At 67.2% G+C, this 16,456-nt stretch carries 15 protein-coding genes; 6 read left to right on the top strand and 9 right to left on the bottom strand.

Annotation, left to right across the window (positions count from 1 at the left end):
• The first annotated feature begins 2 nt into the window (after positions 1-2).
• Positions 3-1,991 (top strand): TRAP transporter permease, encoded by a 1,989-nt coding sequence (locus tag GLS40_RS08675; protein WP_160382368.1) that lies wholly within the window; start codon positions 3-5, stop codon positions 1,989-1,991.
• Between the two features lie 63 nt (positions 1,992-2,054).
• Here GLS40_RS08675 and GLS40_RS08670 read toward each other — a convergent pair whose 3' ends face one another.
• Complete coding sequence (locus GLS40_RS08670) at positions 2,055-3,209, bottom strand: acyl-CoA dehydrogenase family protein (RefSeq protein WP_160382367.1); 1,155 nt, start codon at positions 3,207-3,209, stop codon at positions 2,055-2,057.
• 214 nt (positions 3,210-3,423) lie between these two features.
• Between GLS40_RS08670 and GLS40_RS08665 the strand changes: the two genes are divergently transcribed.
• Positions 3,424-4,407, top strand: a complete 984-nt coding sequence (locus GLS40_RS08665) for an acyl-CoA dehydrogenase (protein ID WP_160382366.1) — start codon at positions 3,424-3,426, stop codon at positions 4,405-4,407.
• A 48-nt stretch (positions 4,408-4,455) separates the two neighbouring features.
• Here GLS40_RS08665 and GLS40_RS08660 read toward each other — a convergent pair whose 3' ends face one another.
• The 4 genes from GLS40_RS08660 to GLS40_RS08645 all read right to left on the bottom strand — a co-directional run bounded on the left by GLS40_RS08660 (position 4,456) and on the right by GLS40_RS08645 (position 9,130).
• Positions 4,456-5,364: a crotonase/enoyl-CoA hydratase family protein gene (locus GLS40_RS08660; RefSeq protein ID WP_160382365.1), complete on the bottom strand. Its 909-nt coding sequence runs from the start codon at positions 5,362-5,364 to the stop codon at positions 4,456-4,458.
• Positions 5,365-5,422: 58 nt separating this feature from the next.
• The gene (locus GLS40_RS08655) at positions 5,423-6,250 is read right to left on the bottom strand and encodes an enoyl-CoA hydratase-related protein (protein ID WP_160382364.1); all 828 of its coding nucleotides are present in this window, start codon (positions 6,248-6,250) and stop codon (positions 5,423-5,425) included.
• Between the two features lie 187 nt (positions 6,251-6,437).
• Positions 6,438-7,973, bottom strand: coding sequence for an AMP-binding protein (locus GLS40_RS08650; RefSeq protein WP_160382363.1), 1,536 nt, complete (start codon positions 7,971-7,973; stop codon positions 6,438-6,440).
• Complete coding sequence (locus GLS40_RS08645; RefSeq protein ID WP_160382362.1) at positions 7,970-9,130, bottom strand: acetyl-CoA acetyltransferase; 1,161 nt, start codon at positions 9,128-9,130, stop codon at positions 7,970-7,972. Before GLS40_RS08645 ends, GLS40_RS08650 begins: the two co-directional genes overlap by 4 nt.
• 42 nt (positions 9,131-9,172) lie before the next feature.
• On the opposite strand from GLS40_RS08645, the gene GLS40_RS08640 reads away from it, so the two are divergent.
• Positions 9,173-9,766 carry a LuxR C-terminal-related transcriptional regulator gene (locus GLS40_RS08640; RefSeq protein ID WP_160382361.1) on the top strand — a complete coding sequence of 198 codons (594 nt, stop codon included), beginning with the start codon at positions 9,173-9,175 and terminating at the stop codon, positions 9,764-9,766.
• A 74-nt stretch (positions 9,767-9,840) separates the two neighbouring features.
• Here GLS40_RS08640 and GLS40_RS08635 read toward each other — a convergent pair whose 3' ends face one another.
• The 4 genes from GLS40_RS08635 to GLS40_RS08620 are packed head-to-tail and all read right to left on the bottom strand — an operon-like array spanning position 9,841 to position 13,158.
• The gene (locus tag GLS40_RS08635) at positions 9,841-10,113 is read right to left on the bottom strand and encodes a hypothetical protein (RefSeq protein ID WP_160382360.1); all 273 of its coding nucleotides are present in this window, start codon (positions 10,111-10,113) and stop codon (positions 9,841-9,843) included.
• A gap of 26 nt (positions 10,114-10,139) precedes the next feature.
• Entirely contained in the window at positions 10,140-10,940 is an 801-nt protein-coding gene (locus GLS40_RS08630) for a crotonase/enoyl-CoA hydratase family protein (protein WP_160382359.1), read from the bottom strand.
• Positions 10,941-10,972: 32 nt separating this feature from the next.
• On the bottom strand, positions 10,973-12,124 hold the full coding sequence (locus GLS40_RS08625; RefSeq protein ID WP_160382358.1) for an acyl-CoA dehydrogenase family protein: 1,152 nt from the start codon (positions 12,122-12,124) through the stop codon (positions 10,973-10,975).
• Positions 12,121-13,158 carry an acyl-CoA dehydrogenase gene (locus GLS40_RS08620; protein ID WP_160382357.1) on the bottom strand — a complete coding sequence of 346 codons (1,038 nt, stop codon included), beginning with the start codon at positions 13,156-13,158 and terminating at the stop codon, positions 12,121-12,123. Before GLS40_RS08620 ends, GLS40_RS08625 begins: the two co-directional genes overlap by 4 nt.
• A gap of 247 nt (positions 13,159-13,405) precedes the next feature.
• Between GLS40_RS08620 and GLS40_RS08615 the strand changes: the two genes are divergently transcribed.
• From GLS40_RS08615 to GLS40_RS08605, 3 genes are read left to right on the top strand one after another with little or no spacing between them, the layout of a single operon-like run.
• Positions 13,406-14,509, top strand: a complete 1,104-nt coding sequence (locus tag GLS40_RS08615) for a C4-dicarboxylate TRAP transporter substrate-binding protein (protein ID WP_160382356.1) — start codon at positions 13,406-13,408, stop codon at positions 14,507-14,509.
• 22 nt (positions 14,510-14,531) lie between these two features.
• A complete protein-coding gene (locus GLS40_RS08610; RefSeq protein ID WP_160382355.1) occupies positions 14,532-15,083 on the top strand; it encodes a TRAP transporter small permease in 552 nt (183 codons plus the stop codon).
• A 46-nt stretch (positions 15,084-15,129) separates the two neighbouring features.
• On the top strand, positions 15,130-16,434 hold the full coding sequence (locus GLS40_RS08605) for a TRAP transporter large permease (protein WP_160382354.1): 1,305 nt from the start codon (positions 15,130-15,132) through the stop codon (positions 16,432-16,434).
• The last annotated feature ends 22 nt before the right edge of the window (positions 16,435-16,456 follow it).

Below are 16,456 nucleotides of genomic sequence, written 5' to 3'. Positions count from 1 at the left end.
CCATGGTATCGGCAACCGAAGAACAGGGCGGCGTCCACCACGATGCCGCCCGACCCGCACGTGCCGCTGGCATCGCGGCGGCGGTCACGGCCGTGGTGCTCTGCGCCCTGGCGCTGAACTTCATCTACAATCTCAGGCTGTTTGTGGGCTACACGATCATCCTGAACCAGTTCTACTACCTCTGCGTCTTCTTCTCGCTGCCTATGGTCTTTGTCATCTGGCCGTTGCGCGGCAAGCGCCGCGCGGGCTGGGAGGTCGGCCTCGACACCGTGCTCTGCCTGCTGACCTTCGGGTGCATGGCCTTCATGGTCTGGAACGCCCGGCGCGTCAGCAGCGAAGGCTGGGAATACGTCGCGCCGGAACCGGCGATCTGGGTCAGCATCCTGCTGTGGGTCCTGGTTCTGGAAGCGCTGCGCCGGGTCGGGGGCACTGTCATCACGATCATCGCCGCCGTGATCTCGATCTATCCGCTGGTGGCGGGCGTGATGCCGGGCCCGATCTCGGCGGCCAGCGTGTCGGTCCGCGACACGGCGATCTTTTACGTCATGAGCACGGAAAGCGTGTTCGGCATCCCGCTGGCGGCCTTTGCGACCCTGGTGATCGGCTACATCATCTTCGGCGTCGCGCTGCAGCAGACAGGGGGCGGGCCGTTTTTCATCAACCTGGCCTTCGCGCTGCTCGGCACCGTGCGGGGCGGCCCGGCCAAGGTCGCGATCTTTTCCAGCGGCCTGATGGGGTCGATCAGCGGCAGCGTCATCACCAACGTGCTGACCACCGGAACCATGACCATCCCCACGATGAAACGCACCGGCTTCGCGCCGCACTACGCCGGCGGGATCGAGGCCTGCGCCTCGACCGGGGCGGTGCTGATGCCGCCGGTGATGGGGGCGACCGCCTTCCTGATTGCGCAGTTCCTGGGCGTGGGCTATGCCGACGTCGTCTTCGCGGCCATCGTGCCCTCTTTCCTGTATTTCCTCGCGCTCTTCGTGCAGATCGACGCCTATGCCGCGCGCAACGGGCTGAAGGGCCTGCCGCGGGTCGAGCTGCCGCGGCTCGGCAAGGTTCTGGCCGAAGGATGGTACTACCTCATAGCCATGGGCGTGTTGATCTACATGATCGTCTCCCTCCAGCGCGAGGCAACGGCGCCTTTCATCGCCACCGCCTTTGTCCTGCTCCTGAACCAGATCTTTCCGCACAACCGCTGGGGTCTGGCCGAGGCGATGGGGTTTCTCAGGGCGGTCGGGCGTCTCTTTGCCGAACTGGTGGCGATCCTCTGCGGGATCGGGCTGATCGTCGGCGCGCTGGCCGTGACGGGCATGTCCGGCACCATCGCCAACGACCTGCTGCACCTGGCGGGCGGTTCGACCCTGATGCTGCTGATCATGGGGGCCGTGGCCTGCTTCGTGCTGGGCATGGGCATGACGGTGACGGCGGCCTACATCTTCCTTGCCATCGCTTTGGTGCCGGCACTGGCGCGGGCGGGGCTGGACCCGATGGCGGCGCATCTCTTCGTGCTGTACTGGAGCATGCTCAGCTACATCACCCCGCCGGTGGCGCTGGCGGCCTTCTCGGCCTCGGCCATCGCCAAGGCGAACCCGATACGCACCGGCTTTGCGGCCATGCGGCTCGGCTCGGTCATCTACGTTGTGCCGTTCTTCTTCGTGCTGGAACCGGCGCTGATCCTGCGAGGCGACACGGCGACGATCCTCTTCCGGCTGGCCGAGGCCACCGTCGGCGTCACCCTGATTGCAGGCGCGCTGGACGGGCACGTGCTGGGTGTCGGCCATGTCGAGCGGCGCCATCATGCCATCGGATTGCTGGCCCGGGTGCTGGTGGTGGTCGGCGGCCTGCTGATCGCGGCGCCGCTGGTGGCGATCCTGGGGATCGACCGCGCGACGGGGCTGATGCTGGGCGTGGTGCCGACTGTCGCGGGGCTGGCCCTGATCCGGGTGTTCCGCGACCGCGCAAGCCCGACGCCGCAAACCGCCTGAACAAAGGGGCCGGGTCCGGTCCGGCGGGATCAGTCCGCCAGGCCGGAAGCCGATACGCCCGGCCTATCGCGGCAGGCCCAGGACCCGTTCGCCGATGATGTTCTTCTGTACCTGGGTGGTGCCGGCGGCGATGCCGTAGCGGAACGTGTCGTAGTAGTCGAAGGACGACACGCCGTCCGACACCTCGGTGTCGAAAGCGGCCTCACCCAGCAGTTCTTGCGTCAGTTTGCCCGCGCGGCGGATCACCTCGCAGCTGTAAAGCCGGTTGATCGACGAGACGGCGCCAAGCGCGCCGTCCTTCCTGGCGCGCGAGACATGCATGTAGGTCATCGACCGCATGGCCATCATCTCGGCCTTGACCGTGGCCAGCTTGTCGGCGGCGACGGCGTCGATCCGGTCACGTCCTCCGGCCAGCCGCGCCGTGCGTTCGATCAGGCGGTCCAGGGCCCGTTCGGCAAGCAGCTGCTCGGGCAGGAACGACGGCCCCCGCTCGAAGCCGAGCGTCACCATCGCGGTCTTCCAGCCGTTGTCGAGGCCGCCGACGAGGTTGGCCAGCGGAATGCGCACATCGTCATAGAAGATCTGGCAGAACTTGGTCTCGCCCGCCATCGTGGTCAGCGGGCGGATGGTGATCCCGGGCGTGTCCATCGGGCAGATGATCCACGACAGGCCCTTGTGCCTGGCGGCCTCGGGGTCGCTGCGGACCAGCAGTTCCTGGAAATCCGCGTACTGGCCGAAGGTCGTCCAGATCTTGGTGCCATTGACCACCAGGTCGTCACCGTCCACCACGCCCCGCGTCCTGAGCCCGGCCAGGTCGGATCCGGCGCCCGGTTCCGAGAAGCCCTGGCACCAGACGTGTTCGCCTTTCAGCACCGGTTCGAGATAGGCCGCCTTCTGCGCCTCGGACCCGACGGCAAAGATCGTCGGGCCGGCATGCGCCAGGCCAAGCCAGTGGATCCCGGCCGTCGGCGCATCGGCCCGGGCGCATTCCTCGAACCAGGTGAGCTGTTCGCTGAGCGACAGGTCGGGGCCGCCCGCGCCTTCGGGCCAGGTGATGCCCGCCCAGCCTCCGTCATAGAGCCGCCGGTGCCAGTCCCGGTCAAAGGCCTTGAGCGCGGCGCCGGAGGCGGGGCGCGGTTCGCGCGGGATGTTTTCGTCCAGCCACGTCCGGGCCCGTTCGCGGAACTGCCGGTCGTCCGGGGTTTCCCTGTATTCCATGCTATCCTCCCTGGTCCGGCACGGTTACCGGTAAAAGTGATGTGATTGCATCTTTGTCGACCCATCGGACAATATCAACGGAAGCTGAGAAAATTAGAAAGATTTTCGGCTTTCTCGGGTTCCGTGTTGCCTGCCTCGGGGCTGGTAGTATTATAAAAGATACTTGTGCGCCACAGCGCGCGCCGACATGCCACTCACCACGCGGGACAGCCTCATGATCGACCTGACATATTCCGACGAGCAGTCACAGGTGGCCTCGTCCATCCAAGCCCTCGTCACCCGGGAATTCCCGCTCAGGCGGCTGGCGACCCCGTCGGGCGGCGGCGATCTGAACAAGTGGGCCCTGATGGCGGGGCAGGGATGGTTCGGCCTGGGATTGCCCGGGGATCGGGGCGGCATCGGATATGGCCCGGTCGAGGAGACGATCCTGCTGCAACAGGCGGCGCGCGGGCTGGTCACGCCCTCGCTTCTGGCGACGATCCTTGCAGTCAGGGCGGCGGATGCGCTGAACGACGCGCCGTTGCGCGATGCCCTGCTGGCCGGCGACAGCCGTGCCGCGCTGGCCTTTGGCGCCGCCGGCGACGGGTCGGGCCGGGTGATCCAGGCCGAGGGCGCCGACGTCTTCCTGTCGTGGGACGCCTCGGGCCTGCAGCTGATCGACGCGCGCGCCGTGTCGATGGAGCCGCGCGGTTCGGCCGATCCCAGCCTGACCCTGCACCGCTTCATCGCCCCGGGCAACGGCGTGCGCCGGTGCGAGGATCCCGCGCTGGTCGACCTGGCCGAGCTTTGCGCCGCGGCGGTCCTGCTGGGCATCGCCGAGGAAACCGCCGCACGCGCGACGGACTATGCCGGAACGCGGGAACAGTTCGGCCAGCCGATCGGGCGTTTCCAGTCGATCAAGCATATCTGCGCCGAGATGGCGACCCGGGCCGAGGCCCTGCGTGCCCAGGTCTGCTATGCCGCGATCATGCTGGATGCTGGCACGCCGATGGCGCCGGCCGAGGTCAGCGCCGCCCGCCTCGTGGCGCGCGACTATGCCTGGCTGAATTGCGAGGCCAACATCCAGGTGCACGGCGCCATCGGTTTCACGCAGGAGTTCGACGCGCATTTCTTCCTCAAGCGCGCCAACCTGATGAACCTCGCCGGTCCGGCCAGGGCCGAAAGCGGCCGGATGCTGCTGGCCCGCGCGGCGGGCTGATCGCGCGGATGCCCTGCAGCGGCAGCCGCCCCGTTGCGCCGGGCCCGGTCATTCCACGCCGCCCCTGCGCGCCGCCCCCAGCCGGATCATCGAGGGACCGTAGTCATCGTCGCGGGCGTGCAGCGCGGCACGCAGGCCCGAGGCCTCCATCGTCTCGCGGAAGGCGCGGGTGCGCGGGCCGCTGCTGAGATGCGCCCGCGCATCCATCTCAAGCCCGAGGCGTGTCATGGTGTTCGCGCCGCGCAGCTCCAGCGACAGGTTGACGATCCGCTTGTGCGCGGCCAGCAGGTCGGCATCGGTCAGCGCGATGCGGCGCACCAGCGCGTCGGCCTCGGCATCCAGGGTGTCGTCGGGATAGCTGTCCATGATCAGCCCCAGCACCGCAGCGTCACGCCCGCTGAGACTGTCGCCGGTGAACAGCATCCGCTTCGCCCACTGGGGCCCGAGGTGATAGCTCCACATCTGGCTGGGCGGGGTGCCGTTGGCGCGGGTCGCGGGAAAGCCGATCTGTGCGGTGTCCCCGGCGATGACGATGTCGCAGTAGAGCGCGAGGTCCATGCCCCCGGCCAGGCAGCGCCCGTGGATCTTGGCGACCACCGGCTTGTGGATCTGCACGACGGTCAGCAGCAGCTCCTGGTTGCGCTCCATCCGCCAGATGTCGTCGTCCATGCTGGCGCCGAACCCCTTGCGATAGGACTGGGCCATCCCGGCCTCGCGCGCCATGCGGTCGTAATTGTCGGAAATGTCGTAGCCGCTGCAGAAATCCGGCCCGGCGCCCTGCAGCAGGATCGCGTTGACGTCGGTGCGGTCGTCGGCCTCGAGCAGGGCGGCACGCAGGTCCTGCATCATCGCCAGGGTCAGGGCGTTGCGCTTGTCGGGGCGCGACAGGGTGACCGTCGCCACCGCATCGGCAACCGACAGGGTGATCGTGTCGCTGCCGTCAAACCATTTCGCCATCTGGGTCTCCTCCTCCCGTCGGCCTGTCCCGCGAGGCGCGGGGCGGTGCCGTATGTGCTCAATACCCCCGGAAGCGGGGCGGGCGTTTTTCCTGAAAGGCCGCGATGGCCTCCTGCGCGTCGCCGGAATAGACGGCGCGCGCCTGCCGCAGGGATTCCATGTCGAGCGCGGCGCCGAAGCTTGCAGTCTCCGCGTCGACGAGGTTTGACTTGATATGGCGGTAGGCCAGCCCCGGCCCCTCGGCCAGGCGCTGCGCGAGCGCTCTTGCGGCGTCGTCCAGCTCCGCATCGGGCAGGACGCGGCCCACAAGGCCGTCGCGCCGCGCCGCCTCGGCGTCCAGCACCTCGTTCAGCATCAGGATCTCGCGCGCACGGGTCGGCCCGGCGAGCTTCAGAAGCTGGTAGGACACGCCGTAATCGCCCGAAAGGCCGATCCCGGCGAAGCCCGTCCTCAGCTTCAGCGTGTCGGAGGCAAGGCGGAAGTCGCAGGCCAGCGCCATGCCCAGAGGCGCGCCGATTGCGTGCCCGCGCAGCGCCGCGATGGTCGGCTTCGGCATGGTATAGAGCAGTTCGGCCGCGCGGCTGTTCAGCCGGATCCTGTCGCTGCGCAGCTCGGTGTCGTGCCAGGCCGGGTGATCCTGGTTGCGGGCAACGACAGGGTCGTCGACATCCGCATGGCTGAGCGCCGCGACATCGCCGCCGACCGAGAAGGACGCGCCTGCGCCCTGCAGGACGACCACGCGCACGGAGGGGTCCACGGCGGCCTCTTCCAGCCACAGCCGAAGCTGCCGGATCATCGGGTGCGTCGTCGCGTTCCCGCGGTTCGGCCGGTTCAGCGTCAGGGTCAGGATACCGTCGTGACGGTCCTGGATCAGCTCATGCATCATCTGCCCCAGTCCGGCCCGGAATCGGGCCTATCGGTCTCTACGGTAGCTTTAAAACTAAATATGGATCAACCATACTTCTTGAAGGCGCCGGATGTCTGAAGCGTCTGATTTTCCTAGAGTTGCGGGGCGGACGGCCTGACGGCAGAGGCGCGCAGGCCCCGTCGGGGCCGGCCGCCGGTTCCGCGTCTCAACTGTCGGCCGGGGCTGTATCCGAAGCGGCCGGAGCTTCAAGCCGCGCGCGCAGGTCGGTCTTGAGCACCTTGCCATAGTTGTTCTTGGGCAGCTCGGTCACGAAGACATAGCGCTTCGGCTTCTTGAACCGGGCGATGGAGCCGACGCAGAGCGCATCCAGATCGGCCGTTTCGGGGGGCCGGGCGCCCGAGGCGACGACAAAGGCGATGACGATCTCGCCCCACTCCGGATCCGCCATGCCGACGACCGAGGCCTCGCTGACCTCGGGGTGGGTCAGCAGGACCTCCTCGACCTCGCGCGGATAGATGTTCGACCCACCCGAGACGATCATGTCCCTGGCCCGGTCGTGCAGCGTGAGATAGCCATCGGCGTCCAGGTGACCCAGATCGCCGGTCAGCAGCCAGCCGTCGCGCAGCGCCTTCGCGCTGGCCTCGGGGTCGTTCAGGTAGCCCTGCATGACCTGAGGACCGCGCACCGCGATCTCGCCCACCTCGCCGACCGGAAGGGGGTTGCCCTCGGCGTCGAGGATGCGAACCTCGGCCACCGAATGCGCCCGGCCGACCGAGGCGAGCCGCCGCCTCCAGTCGGGATGCGCGCTGTCGGCGATATCCGCGCGCGACAGGGCGGTGATGGTCATGGGCGCCTCGCCCTGGCCGTAGATCTGCACGAACTTCGGCCCGAAGAGGTCCAGCGCCCCAAGGATGTCCGAGACGTACATCGGCCCGCCGCCGTAGACGATCGTCTTGATCCCGGTGCCGGTGTCGCCGCTACGCCGGGCGTGATCGACCATGCGCTTGACCATGGTCGGTGCGGCAAACATCGAGACGTTGCCCAGCCCGGCGGCCAGGTCGAAGATCTCGGCCGGATCGAAGCCGCCGCTGACGGGCACCACGTGACGCGCGCCGCGCAGGACATGGATCAGGTTGTAAAGCCCGGCCCCGTGCGACATCGGCGCGGCATAAAGCGCGGCATCGTCGGCGCCGACCTCGTCGACATCGGCGAGGTAGGACATCGACATCGCCAGCAGGTTGCCGCAGCTCAGCACCGCGCCCTTGGGCCGACCCGTCGTGCCCGAGGTATAGAACAGCCACGCCGGGTCATCGGGCGCCAGCGCCACCGGCTGGTCCAGCGGCGCATGGGCCAGCATGGCGGCGAACGCGGGGTCTGCCGGGTCAATGCGGGTGGCAGAGCATTCCCTATCCAGCCCCGCGTCGCGGGCAAGAACGATCTTGGCGCCGGAATGCGAGACGATCCAGGCCGCTTCCCTGGCATGCAGCTTGCCGTTGATCGGCACCGTGGTGGCGCCGGCCCACAGGATGCCGAAGAAGATCGGCAGGTACTCGATCGTGTTGGGCAGGAAGATCGCCACCCGGTCGCCAGGACGGATCCCGCGTTCCACAAGCGCCGCCCCAAGCCCGGCAGCCTGCCGGGCGAAGGCGGCGTAGTCAGCGACCACCTCGTGCCCCTTCAGCAGGGCGGGGGCGCCGGGTCTTGCCCGCGCCGTGCGGGCCAGCCATTCCGCCGGGTTCATGTCGCGGGTTCCAGGATCGAGCAGTAGTTGGCCACGCCCGATCCGCCCATGTTGAACACCAGCCCCAGCCCCGCATCGGGGACCTGCATGTCGCCGGCATCGCCGCTCAGCTGCCGGGCGGCCATCACATGCATCGACACGCCAGTCGCGCCCACCGGATGCCCCTTGGCCTTGAGCCCGCCGGACAGGTTCACCGGCAGACGCCCGCCCCGCAGGGTCGAGCCGTCCTCGACGACGCGGGAGCCCTGGCCCTTGGGGGCAAGCCCCATGGCCTCGTAGATCAGCAGTTCGGCGATGGTGAAGCAGTCGTGCACCTCGGCAAAGGCGATGTCGCCGACACTCACGCCTGCCGTGCCGAAGGCACTTGAAAACGCCATCTTCGCGCCGGTCAGCTCGGTCATGTCGCGGCGAGACATGGGCATGAAGTCATTGACCTGGCTGGTCGCGCGGAACCGCACCGCGCGGGGGAACTCCCCGGCCAGTTCGGGCGCCACGATCACCAGCGCCGCCGCCCCGTCCGAGATCAGCGAACAGTCGGTCATCCGCAGGGGCGCGGCAATCATCGGGTTCTTTTCGGACACCGCGTTGCAGAAATCGAAGCTGACCTTCTTTTGCATGTGGGCCAGCGGGTTCGACAGGGCGTTCTCGTGGTTCTTGCAGGCGATCCGGGCCAGTGCCGCGGACTGGTCGCCGTAGCGCTGGAAATACTGCCCGGCGATCCGGCCGAAGATCTGGGGGAAGCTGACGCTGGCCTCTTCCTTCTGGTAGGAGGCGCCCGCCAGCGCGGCGGTCACCCCGGCGGTGTCGAGCGATGTCATCTTCTCGACCCCGACCACCAGTGCGATTTTCGTCGTGCCCGCGCGGATCGCGTCCAGCGCCGCGTAGATCGCGGCAGATCCCGAGGCGCAGGCGTTCTCGCACCGGGTGGCGGGCGTGAAACGCAGGTCGTCGTCCAGCCCCAGCACCAGCGACGAGGCGAAGGCATCGGGCACCATGCCCGAGTTGAAATGGCCCAGCCAGATCCCGTCGACATCCGCCGCCGGGACGCCGGCATGTTCCAGCGCCTCGCCTGCGGCGGCGATGATAAGGTCTTCGAGGTTCTGCTCTTTCAGGGCGCCGAATTTGGTATGGCCCCAGCCGACGATACATGGTTGCATCTGGTTTTCCTCCTTGCGGGCCCCCATGCTACAGCGACGCGCATGGATGCCTATTCCGCAAGGTTACCTAATCTGGGGCCAACCGTGACCCGTGCCGATCTGGACACCGCGATCTTCGACCACGCGCCGGTCGGGCTGCTTTATTCCGAGGATCGCGTGATCCTGCGCTGCAACCGGCGGTTCGCGGCGATCTTCGGCTACGAGGCGGAGACGCTGGTGGGGCAGTCGCTGGCCGCGCTCTATCCCTCGCTCGACGATTTCGACCTGACCGGGCAGCACTGGACCCGCGCCCTGGGCGACACCGGGGCATATGCCGACGAACGCATCATGCGCCGCAAGTCGGGAGAGCTGTTCTGGTGCCGCGTCCGGGGCCAGGCGATCGACACCGCGCACCCGCTGGCGCGCGCGGTCTGGTCGTTTTCGGACCTGTCGGCCGAGCGGGCAGTGGTGCCGTTGTCGCGGCGCGAACGGCAGGTCGGCATGCTGCTGGTCGAGGGCCTGACCGCGAAGGAAATCGCCCGGCGGCTCAACATCTCGCCCCGCACGGTGCATGTCCACAAGAGCCGCCTTATGGCCCGCTTCGGCAGCCGCAATTCGCTGGAGCTGGTGCGGAGCCTGTCGATGATGCCCGGGTGATCCTATCGCCGGGACCGGCGAACTGCGGATGGGCATTGTTGCGGACCCTGACCAATGCAGGGACCGTTGCGGGGTCACCTTGAGAACCCGGCGGGGCAAGAGGCCCGCATGGGCACGCGCCCGCTGGCGCACGGCGCGTCGGACGGATGGACGGCGACGATGTCCGGGCGGGTGCGTGCAATCCGGGCGTCGAGCTTTGGGCCCGCATTGCGCCCGTTCAGCGGCACGATCACCGCGCCGCCCGCATGTACCGCCATCAGGCAGACCAGCATATCGACGGAGTTCGGGCCAGGCAGGGCGACGGTGGGCCGTTCCTTGCCGGACAGGTGACAGCGGCCTCCGTCCACTTTCCCGCAGGCCGGTGCGGGCCGGGTCAGACGCCCTTGAACACGGGCGGGCGTTTTTCCAGCATGGCGGCGACGGCCTCTTCGTGGTCGGCGGTGGCATGGGCCAGCGCCTGGTAGGCGGCCGAGGTTTCGAGGATTTCGGACAAGCTCTGTTGACCGGCCTTGCGCAGCAGCCGCTTGGTCAGCCGGACGGCATGGGTCGGGTTGGCTGCGATCCGCAGGGCAACGTCGCGGGCGGTCTCCATCAGCTTGCCCTGGGGGACGACGCGCGACACCAGGCCGATTGCCTTTGCCTCTTCCGCATCGACGAGATCGCCGGTCAGGGCCATCTCGCAGGCCCGGGACCACCCGACCACACGGGGCAGGAGCCAGGCGCCGCCGTCGCCGGGCACGATCCCCAGCTTGACGAAGCTTTCGGCGAACTTGGCGTGCTCTCCCGCGATGCGCACGTCGCACATCAGCGTCAGGTCGCAGCCGGCGCCGATGGCCGCGCCGTTCACGGCACAGACGACGGGAAGCTCCATCGCTTCGAACATCTGCGGCAGGCGCTGGATGCCGGTGCGGTAGTTGGCGCGGGTCTTGGCGGGCAGCGGGTCGTTCAGCCCGCCGCCTGCGCCCATCTTCTTGATGTTTCCGCCGGACGAGAATGCCTTGCCCGCGCCGGTCAGGATGATCACGCGCGACCGGGGGTCGGCCTCGGCGGCATGAACCGCCTCTTCCAGCGCCTCGATCATCGGAAGATCGGAGATCGCGTTGCGGGTCTCCGGGTCGTTCAGGGTCATCGTGACGATGCCTTGCTCGTCGGTTTCGCTCAGTACGAGGGTCATTTGGGTCCTTTCTGAAAAAAATGGAATGCGGTTCAGCGCAGGCCAAGGCCACGGGCGATGATCCCGCGCAGGATTTCCCGGGTGCCGCCGCGCAGCGAGAAGCTGGGCGCGGACATCAGCGTGCGGGCCAGTGCGCAGGCAAAGTCGTTCTGCGGCCCGGGCACCGGTTCGACCGGGACGAGGGTGCGCGCGATCTCGGGGATCTCCTGTTCGATCAGGGCACCGAGGTCCTTGACGATCGTGGCCTGAAGGGTCGGGTTTTCTTCGCGGGCCAGCTTGCCCGCGACCGAGCGCGACATGTGGCGCAATACCATGAGATGCGCCGCCATCCGCCCCACAGCGCGGGCCGAGGCCTGATCGGGCGCGGTGCCCAGAACGCGAACCAGGTCGTTTAGCAGGGCGAAGGAGGACAGGAAACGGTCCGGCCCCGAGCGTTCGAAGGCCAGTTCGCCCATCACCTGATCCCAGCCCTGGCCCTCCTGCCCCAGAAGCGCCGTGGCAGGCAGGCGGACGTTGTCGAATTGCACCTCGTTCAGGTGGTGCTCTCCGGCAAGGTCCAGGATCGGGCTGATGGTGATGCCGGGGGTGGAGAGATCGACCAGCAACTGGCTGGTCCCGCCGTGGCGGTCTTCGCTGTGGCCGGTCCGGCAGAAGACGATCATGTAATGGGCGTGGTGGGCGTAAGTGGTCCAGATCTTGGTGCCGTTCAGCACCCATTCGTCGCCATCCCTGCGCGCCCGTGTCTTTGCGGCGGCCAGATCGGACCCGCTGCCCGCCTCGCTCATCCCGATGCAGAAGTAGCATTCACCGGCCGCGATGCGGGGGAGGATGTCGCGGCGCTGCGCCTCGGAGCCGAATCGCAGCAACAGGGGGCCGGACTGGCGATCGGCGATCCAGTGGGCGGCCACCGGCGCGCCGGCGGCGAGAAGCTCCTCGATCACGACATAGCGTTCGAGGGGCGAGCGGTTGCCGCCGCCGTATTCGGTAGGCCAGGTCATCCCGAGCCAGCCCTGGCGACCCAGCTTGCGCGAAAATTCGGGATCGTGGCCGTTCCAGCTTCGGGCCTGGTCCGTGGCTCCGAAATCCGGTCCGAGCGTTTCGGCCAGGAAGGCGCGGACGTCCCGGCGCAGATCGTCCTGGCCGGGCAGGGCGGGCGGGGCGGGGAAGGTCAGGAAATCGCTCATGCAGCGGATCCGGTGCTTGTGAGGAAGGGCCAGAAGCCATCAGGCCCCCGGGCGCAGACCTCGGTGCCGAGGGTTTCGCACCATTCTGCCTCGCGGCCCCATTCGTCGCGCCAGGCCCACAAGCGGCGTGTCAGGGGGTGCAGGCGGTATTCCTGGCTGAAGCCGATGGCCCCATGCGTCTGGTGGGCAATAGACGCTCCGATGCCAGCGGCTTCTCCGGTACGGATTTTGGCCGCCATCGCGGCGGTGGCGAAGGCCCCGGTACCCGCCAGGGCGTCGGAGAGCAAGTCAGTCGCCATTACGGCCGCGGCGCCGGCCGCAGCCACGTTGGTTGCCATGACTGCGAGGCTCTGCTGGATGGCCTGGAACTTGCCCAGCGGTCGCCCGAACTGTTCGCGGCTGTTGGCGTGGTCCACGGTCATCGACAGGGCCGCCTCCAGCGCTCCGGCCATGCCCTGCGCCCGCAACAGCGCGCCCAGAAGGCGAAAGTTCTGCTTATTGACGGGAGCCGGGGCCGAGGTGACTTCGCCCGCGAAGACAAGCGTATCACGCGGCTCTCCGGCGACATTGTGTGAGGCTTCGGTCACGGTGCCTGCGTCGGTGCGGACCAGCCTGTCACCGGCCAGCAGCACGACGGTCGCGGCATGGCGGCCATAGGCGACGCGGGCGGCCGGGCCGTTCAGCCTGTCGCCGTCAAGCTCCGGGCCCAGTGCCAGGGTTGCGGGGCCTTCGGCCAGCGGCAGTCCGGCATGAGCCAGCAGCCAGTTGGCGATCATCGTCTCACCCAGGGGCAGGGGAACCGCATGCGCGGCGGCCAGGCGGACCAGGCCCATGGCGGTTGCGGCCGGCAGGTCGAAACCGCCATGCTCCTCGGACAGGAGCGCCAGCGGCAGGCCCAGTTCCCCGACCTGCGCCCAGAGCCCGGGCATCCAGCTGGCCGCGCCTTCCGTGGTATCCTTGGGGTGAGCATGGAACGCGGCTTCCGCATGTTCCGCGAAGAGTTTTCCGCCCATGTCCAGAACGATGTCCTGCATCAGTGTTCCTTTCTTCCCCGACGATCCGGCACGTTTGAAGTCAATGATTCATCTTCTTCGGACGCAAGCCCCAGACTGTACCCGAGTCGGGCGGACCGAGGTGTCCGGGTGCTTTTAGATTGACGATACAAATAATTCATGAATGATTGTTTTGGCAACCAGAATCCCGCTGGAGGGCGGACCGGCTGCAAAGGAACATCACCCGGTGCGACGGCAATGTCTGCCCGGATGAAAGGGAGGAAACCTGATGACTCTTGTGAATTCCGCCATCTGTGGCCTGGCCGCGGCGTTGGTCGTCATGCCCGTCGCGGGCGTGGCTAAGGAACTGAAATACAACACCTATCAACCCGGCACGCACCAGGTGACGAAGAACACCGCAGCATTGGGCGAAGCCCTGAGCGCAGCGACCGGAGGCGACCTTGGCATCGACGTCCTGTCCGGCGGCGCGGTGGCCTCGGGCAAGGCGACGCTGTCGTTCATCAGTGACGGTCTGATCGATGCCGGTCTGGTGACCGACGTCTATGTGCCGGGCGACCTGCCGCACACGGTGATCGCCTCCAGCCTGGCACTCGAAGGCGAGAGTTCCTGGGTGATGGCGGCCGCGATGGCCGAATACGCCATGCTGGAGTGCCCCGGCTGCCAGTCCGACCTCGACAAGATGGGGGTGACCAATCTGGGGTTCCAGTCGACCTCGACCTACAAGCTGCTGTGCAATGGCCCGATCTCGACCGTGGGGGACCTGCAGGGTAAGAAGATCAAGGCCGCAGGCCCCTGGAGCCGTCTGGTTGTGTCCTGGGGTGCCGCGCCGGTGAACATCCCTTTCAACGACGTCTACGAGGGGATGCAACGCGGTCAGATCGACTGTGCACTCGCACCGGAAAGCGCGATGGAGGACTATGGGCTCTACGACGTGGTGAGCACGGTCGTCGACCTCCCGATGGGCACCTATCACGGCTTCCACAGCTTCGTCGTGAACCGCGACGTCTGGGACGAGCTGCCCGAGGATCAGCGCGCGCTGATCCTGGACAAGATGCCCGGCTACATTACCCAGAACGTGCAGGCCTATTACGACAGCTCTGAGACCTCGAAGAAGAAGGCGCTGGATAACGGCACAGTCTACACCAAAGCAGGCGAAGACCTGAAAGCTTCGATCGACACGGCCAAGGTCGCCGCGCGCGAGGTGAGCCTGGAGGATGCCGTCAAGCAAGGCGTCGAGTCGCCGGGCGAGAACCTCGACACCTTCCTGACAATCCTGGACAAGTGGACCGACCTGCTGGGCACCGACGCGCCCGAGCTGGCCCGCTATGAAGAGCTGCTGCGCGAGCACATCTACGGCAAGGTCAGCTTCTGATCCGGAGCTGCAGGAGATCGGCATGAACACGATCGGCAAAGCCTTTGCCAGTGCCGTGCGCATCGCCTCGGCCATCGCCTTCGCGGTGGCCGGGGCCTGCATGGTGGCGATGATGGTGCACATCTTTCTCGACGTGCTGCTGCGCGGGCTGTTCAACAAGCCGTTGACGGGCACGCTGGAGATCGTTTCGAGCTATTACATGGTGGCGGTCAGTTTCCTGCCGCTCGCAGCGCTCGAGCTGTCGCGCGACATGGTCTTCGTCGAAGTCTTCACCGCGCGAATGTCGGCGTCGCGGCGTCGCGTGATGGATGCCTTCGCCCGACTGCTGGCGTTTGGAGCGATGGGGCTGATCGCGGTCAGCGCAGCCAAATACGCCTGGAAACAGACCCTGCGGGGCGAGTTCATGGATGTCGTCTTCTTCGACCTGCTGATCTGGCCGACGCGCTGGATCGCCGCCACAGGGTTTGCCTTCGCCGCCCTCGCGGCGCTGGTCGTCCTGGTCCGGACCCTGCGCGACCGGTTGGTCGGGCCCGATCCGCAGGATGACGGAACCCGTCACGGCGCGATCGACTGACGGTCGCCTGCGCGACGCCATACCTCTGAAATCCTGAAAGGTACCCATGTCCGGCACCGCCATTTCCCTGGTCTTTCTTGGCCTGCTGCTCATCCTGCTGATCGTCCGTGTCCCGATTGCCGTCGCGCTGATCGTGACGTCTTTGGGTGGAATCGCGGCCCTTCGGGGGCTGGACACGATCTGGGTCGTCGTGGGGAAGCTGCCCTATGACTTTGCGGCGCACTGGTCGCTCTCGGCGATCCCGATGTTCCTTCTGATGGGCACCATCGCCTTTCGCGGCGGGCTGACCACATCGCTGTTCGCGGCCTGCCGGATCTGGTTCGGGCGGCTGCCCGGAGGGCTGGCCATCGCGGCCAACTTTGCATCCGCCATGTTCGCGGCTGCTTCGGGGTCAAGCCTCGCCACAGCCGCGGCCATGGGGCGGATCGCGGTGCCTGAGATGCTCAAGAGCGGCTACCACCCGGGGCTGGCCACCGGCACGGTTGCCGCGGCTGGCACGATCGGGGCGATGATCCCGCCCTCGGTCGCCTTCATCATCTACGGCTGGTACACTGCGGTTCCGATCGGCCAGTTGCTGATCGCCGGTGTCCTGCCCGGGATCCTGACGGCGGTTGTCTATGGGGCGACCGTGGTGATCCGGGTCCTGATCAACCCGGAGCTGGCACCGCGGTCCGAGTACCGCCCGACCCTGCGCGAAAGCCTGTCGGCCTTCGTTTCGGTCTGGCCGATCCCGGTGCTGATCGGGGCGGTCATCGGGCTGCTCTATTCGGGCTTCACGACAGCGACCGAAGCGGGGTCCATCGGTGCTGTGGCCGCGCTGCTGATCTGTGCGCTGAGGGGAACGCTCACCCTCCAGGTGATACGCGACAGTATCCGCGACGCCGTGAACAGCACCGCCTCGATCCTGATCATCGCCGTCGGTGCCGCTCTGCTGTCCAAGTTCCTGGTGCTGGCGGGCCTGCCCCAGACGATGGGCCGGATCGTGACCGAAGGCGAGGTGACCGTCTTCATGGTGATAGGCTTCACCGTGGTGCTTTACCTCGTGTTGGGGATGTTCCTCGACCCGATCGGGGTGATGTTGGTGACGCTGCCCATCCTGCTGCCGGTCTACGATGCGATGGACCTCAACCTGATCTGGATGGGCGTCGTGGTGGTCAAGCTGATCGAGATCGGATTGCTGACTCCACCCGTGGGCCTGAACGTCTACGTGGTCAAAAGCGTGGTCGACCCGAACATCCCCGTCGAAACGATCTTCAAGGGCGTGATGTGGTTCCTGGCGGCAGAGATCGTCATCACCGCGCTCCTGATCTTTTTCCCGGTAATCAGCCTCTGGCTGCCATCGCAAATGTGACGGCCAGAGTAACAAGCAAGGA

Source organism: Pseudooceanicola pacificus (genome assembly GCF_009789075.1).
GTDB lineage: Bacteria > Pseudomonadota > Alphaproteobacteria > Rhodobacterales > Rhodobacteraceae > Pseudooceanicola > Pseudooceanicola pacificus.
The sequence above is the reverse complement of the archived record's forward strand: the minus strand, read 5'-3'. Positions and strand labels throughout refer to the sequence as shown.

Bases quoted from the DNA above. Each gene is read 5' to 3' on its own strand.
- GLS40_RS08660 (WP_160382365.1), bottom strand. From the start codon at position 5,364: ATGGCGAAATGGTTTGACGGCAGCGACACGATCACCCTGTCGGTTGCC.
- GLS40_RS08615 (WP_160382356.1), top strand. From the start codon at position 13,406: ATGACTCTTGTGAATTCCGCCATCTGTGGCCTGGCCGCGGCGTTGGTC.
- GLS40_RS08655 (WP_160382364.1), bottom strand. From the start codon at position 6,250: ATGATGCATGAGCTGATCCAGGACCGTCACGACGGTATCCTGACCCTG.
- GLS40_RS08625 (WP_160382358.1), bottom strand. From the start codon at position 12,124: ATGAGCGATTTCCTGACCTTCCCCGCCCCGCCCGCCCTGCCCGGCCAG.
- GLS40_RS08665 (WP_160382366.1), top strand. From the start codon at position 3,424: ATGATCGACCTGACATATTCCGACGAGCAGTCACAGGTGGCCTCGTCC.
- GLS40_RS08610 (WP_160382355.1), top strand. From the start codon at position 14,532: ATGAACACGATCGGCAAAGCCTTTGCCAGTGCCGTGCGCATCGCCTCG.
- GLS40_RS08645 (WP_160382362.1), bottom strand. From the start codon at position 9,130: ATGCAACCATGTATCGTCGGCTGGGGCCATACCAAATTCGGCGCCCTG.
- GLS40_RS08670 (WP_160382367.1), bottom strand. From the start codon at position 3,209: ATGGAATACAGGGAAACCCCGGACGACCGGCAGTTCCGCGAACGGGCC.
- GLS40_RS08675 (WP_160382368.1), top strand. From the start codon at position 3: ATGGTATCGGCAACCGAAGAACAGGGCGGCGTCCACCACGATGCCGCC.
- GLS40_RS08650 (WP_160382363.1), bottom strand. From the start codon at position 7,973: ATGAACCCGGCGGAATGGCTGGCCCGCACGGCGCGGGCAAGACCCGGC.
- GLS40_RS08605 (WP_160382354.1), top strand. From the start codon at position 15,130: ATGTCCGGCACCGCCATTTCCCTGGTCTTTCTTGGCCTGCTGCTCATC.
- GLS40_RS08630 (WP_160382359.1), bottom strand. From the start codon at position 10,940: ATGACCCTCGTACTGAGCGAAACCGACGAGCAAGGCATCGTCACGATG.
- GLS40_RS08640 (WP_160382361.1), top strand. From the start codon at position 9,173: ATGGATGCCTATTCCGCAAGGTTACCTAATCTGGGGCCAACCGTGACC.
- GLS40_RS08620 (WP_160382357.1), bottom strand. From the start codon at position 13,158: ATGCAGGACATCGTTCTGGACATGGGCGGAAAACTCTTCGCGGAACAT.